This is a genomic window from Campylobacter sp. P255 (assembly GCF_003627915.1).
GTDB lineage: Bacteria > Campylobacterota > Campylobacteria > Campylobacterales > Campylobacteraceae > Campylobacter_D.
On the sequence record NZ_NREN01000021.1, the window covers coordinates 1 to 2,556 of the forward strand.

General features: G+C 32.5%; 1 protein-coding gene. It reads left to right on the plus strand.

All coding sequences use genetic code 11. From position 1 onward, the window contains the following. Positions 1-2,556, plus strand: a 2,556-nt coding sequence (locus CKA54_RS07695; protein WP_172586685.1) for a hypothetical protein, incomplete at both ends; no start/stop codon positions are given.

The window sequence follows — 2,556 nt, forward strand, 5'->3', positions numbered from 1 at the left end:
GGGGGGGGGGAATCGATAATTCCCAAATCAAACATTCTTTAAATTCATCAAACCAACTCTCATTTTTTACGAAAAAAACCTTTCTTTCTTTAGCAACTATTTCATTTTTAGCTAGCTATGCTAATGCAAACATCATAAGTGATCATAACCATTCAAGTGGTACTATCCAAATAACTAGCAAAAACCAAAAAAATATCAGTGGTGGTAATTGCAGTAATACAAACTGTACGATAAGTAATGAACAAAAACAACAAATCACTATTAGTGGATCCAATGGTGGTACTTTAACCATAGATAAAAATGGTAAAATTGAAGTTAGCAATGGGCAAGGTGTTATGGTAAGTAGTAATGCTAATAATGTAACCATTGATAATCAAGGAGTGATTAAAGGTAGTGTTAGTGGTATCAAAACCGATGCAGGAAAAATTGACACTATAACCAATAGTGGCACCATACAAGGTGGAAGCCACTATGGAATGTATATTAATGTAGGAGCCACTGTTGATAACATCAATAACACCGGCATGATCACAGGACAATCAGGTATACATGTAGAAAGTAATTCGAAAGTTGGGACAATTAATAACAGTGGAACAATCATAGGTTCAACAACAGGCATAGAAACAAAAACTAATTCGCAAATTGAGACAATTAATAACAGTGGCACTATACAAAGTAATGGAAAAGGATATGGTGTAAATATTAATAGTAGTACCACCTTAGGAACTTTAAATAATCAAAATGGCGGTTTTGTATCTGGTATTTATATCGGTGGAACTTTAAAAAATTTAAACAATGATGGTGGTTTTATAGGTAGCATTAAAGCTATCAGAGGAACAATTGATAATATAACTAATAAAGGAACTGTTGATGGAGAATTTAGTGTTTTTGCTTCTAGCTTTAACACTATAGATAATTATGGATTGATTGCAAAAGGCATATTGCTTGGATTTGAAAATGGTAATGCCACTAATGGTGGTGTAATTAATAACTCAGGTACAATCTTTGCTAGTGAGTTTGGCATGATATTTTATCAAGGAGTGCGGCTTGGAGTTATTAACAATAAAGGTTTAATCCAATCAAAAAATGGAATTGTTTTGCAAGATCTTGGTTGGGGAGGTTATGATTCTATTGAAGTAAAAACCATTACTAACGATGGAAGGATTATAGCAGAGAATGATGGTATTGCTATGATCGATTCTAGAACTAATGATAATTTATCTTCTATGACTATAGAAAACATAAACAATTCAGGGTTTATACAAGCTGGTAGACATGGGATCAATTTAAGTGATTCTAAAAATTCTTATCAAATTAATACTATTGAAAATACTGGCGTTATATTAGGACAAAGCGGATCTGGTGTTTATCTTGGAAGCAAACAAGAAATCAAAAACTACATCAAAGCAGAAGGTGAAAACGCTATCATTGCAGGAGGCACTGCAGGGATTTACAATAAAGGCACTATAGGTACTAACAACAATGGAACTTCCATTAATAATGGTAATGTAATCGACTTACAAAATGGTGCTATCATAACAGCATTATCTTCTAATAAAAATGGAGATTTCACATACAACCCAAATGGCACAGCCTTACAAAATGAAGGCACTATTAAGGGCAATATCAATCTTAACAATGAATCTAAAATCATTGGTTCTGTTTTAAACAGAGGATCTATCACAGGTAATATCACTCTTAATGGTAAGTCTTATATCACTTCCATTAACAATGAAAAAACCATCCAAGGTTCTATAGACTTAAAAGATAATTCTCAAATAGGCACTATCTTTAACGAAGGCACCATTGAAAAAGGTATCCATCTAAATCAAAGCTTTATATCTTCTATAGAAAATAAAGGCACTATTAGTGGTGATGGTATTACACTAGCAAATGAAAGTCAAGTAGGTTCTATCATTAACCATGAGGGTGCTAAGGGTAATTTAGACTTAAAAAATGGCTCTATCGTAGGTTCTATCACTAACAATGGTGATATGACAATCACTAGAGATGATACAAGCAAGATAGGTATATTTAATAATCATGGTAATATAAACAATGAATTTGAAAACAAAGATAATTTAGATGTCTTGATGAATGATGAGGGTGCTATCTTAGAAAAAGGTTTAGATAATAGTGGAAAAATCAATTCAGGTATTGATAATAAAGGTACTATCCAACAAACTCTAGCCAATAGCGGCTCTATTACCATTATAGACAACAAAGGCAATATAGAAAGCATTAGCAATCTAGCAAATACAAAAACTAAAGACAATAAAGACAAAGCCCATATTGGAACTATCATCAACTCAGGAACCATAGGTAAAGAGGCAACTCCACTAGCAAGCACTATGGATATTAGCTATGGTATGAATAACCATGGTACTATAGATAAACTTGTTAATAAGCATGATGGTATTATCTTAAATGGCATTAACAACGAAGGCTCTATGAATATCATCAATCATGGTAGCATACACAATGGTATTACAAATACAGGTACTATTACACTTAGTTCTAATTTTACTCCAAGCTTTAAAAAAGCAAGTGAATATA